The sequence below is a fragment of the Rhodococcus sp. 14-2470-1a genome (assembly GCF_002259425.1).
GTDB classification, from domain to species: domain Bacteria; phylum Actinomycetota; class Actinomycetes; order Mycobacteriales; family Mycobacteriaceae; genus Rhodococcoides; species Rhodococcoides fascians_E.
The window spans coordinates 1-1,733 of record NZ_NPFZ01000055.1 but is presented as its reverse complement, the minus strand read 5'-3'; the positions used below and the strand labels follow the sequence as shown (position 1 = coordinate 1,733).

The 1,733-nt window shown below is 66.6% G+C and carries 1 protein-coding gene; it reads left to right on the top strand.

What is annotated here, in order from left to right:
- Window positions 1–102 precede the first annotated feature (102 nt).
- Window positions 103–1,733 (top strand): HNH endonuclease signature motif containing protein (locus tag CH292_RS27520; RefSeq protein ID WP_256978605.1); only part of this gene is annotated, 1,631 nt, incomplete at its 3' end.

The window sequence follows — 1,733 nt, the reverse complement described above, 5'->3', positions numbered from 1 at the left end:
GGCTACGGCCACCATTCCGCCGCATCACTGACAGCAATGATCTATCTCAACCTCGGCGGAATCGAGGTCAAGCTACCCACACAAAAGTAAGGAGGGGCAAGTATGTTCGATACGGGGGTTTCGGCGGGATCGAGTACGGCATGCGTGGCCGGCTTGGCGGGCTATGCCGCGGTGTGTCGGGTGCGGGAGAACATCGCCCGCGCGAGAACGGTGGAAGCGGTGTGCGAGATCGCCGACATCCGCCTCACCGACGCCGACACCACCACCACCACCGACAACACTGGTGGTGATCCGTTGACTGTTCTGGCGCAGGTGGTCACCGAGGTGGCGGTGACGCTGGGCCTGTCGCAGAGCGCCACGAGACCGTTGCTGACCGTCGGGCAGGAGCTGTCGCGGATGCCGCTCACAGCGCTGCGGTTCGTCCTCGGCGGAATCGACTGGCCGCGGATCCAGGTACTGACCGCCGTGCTGGGCAAAGCATCCGATGCCACCATCGCAGCCCTCGAACACGAGGCCGTCGCTGCAGCGGAACGGTTGACCCCGCGATCACTACGACTGTGGCTGTGGCGACTGTGGCTCGCCCACGACCGAGACGAAGCCGCAGCCGCACAAGAGCGCACGGTACGCAGTAGCCGAGCGATGCGGGTGCGCCGCGACTCCGGCGGGGCATCGGTACTCGAAGCGATCGTCACCGACCTCGAAGGCGCCGAAGTCGACGCATTGGTGACCGAGATCGCCGCAACGGTCTGCCAGCAAGACCCCAGATCGAGCACAGCATTACGCGTCGATGGGTTGATGGCGTTGATCCACGGCGAACACGCCCTCGAATGCCACTGCGAGCGCGGTGAGCATTGCCCGCTGGACGGTGCCGCGGACCGGCCCGATCCTCGGCGGGGACCGCTGGTGCAGATCCTCCTCGACGCCGAAACACTGCTCGGATTACGCCAGAACCCCGCCGTACTGGCCGACGGAACCCCACTCGACCCGGAACTGGCCCGCCTCATCGCCACCGACGCCCACTGGCAAGGCCTACTCACCGAACTCCACGACGTCCTCACCACCCGAACACCACACACCCACCAACCCAGCCACACCGGAACAAAGACACAGGACGCGGAGAACACGGAGGCAGCACAGGACACCGAGACTGCCGGTGGCACAGTCACTCCCGACGAGACCGGTGCTGCCGAGACGAATCGACGACCAGTACCGACGACAGTGCTCTCGCCCCTACGGATTCGGGTACCACGCCTGATCCACCGCGGACGGATCCGCCGAGCAGGAACCGTACCCACACCCACCAGCACACCCACCCGCGGCAGAGGCATGCCCAACCGCACTGGTCTGCCCAAGGGCACCGGTCTGCTCAGTGGCGCTGGTCTGCCCCGTGGCACCGGTCTGCTCAGTGACACCCTTCGCGCGCAGATCACCGCGACGCTACTGGCAGCGATCACCGCCGACCCCACCCTCGCTGCAGGACCCCACCCCGACGGCCACGGAGGCGAGACCGAACCACCACCCGGCGCCCTGACCTACCGACCCACCACCGACCTCGCTGCCCGCGTACGCATGACCTACCGCACCTGCACCCACCCCGGATGCGACGTCCCCTCCACCGACTGCGAACTCGACCACATCGTCCCCTACGACCACCACACCCCCCACCGCGGCGGATGGACCATCGAGACCAACCTCCACCCCGTCTGCACCGCCCACCACAAACACAAAACCGC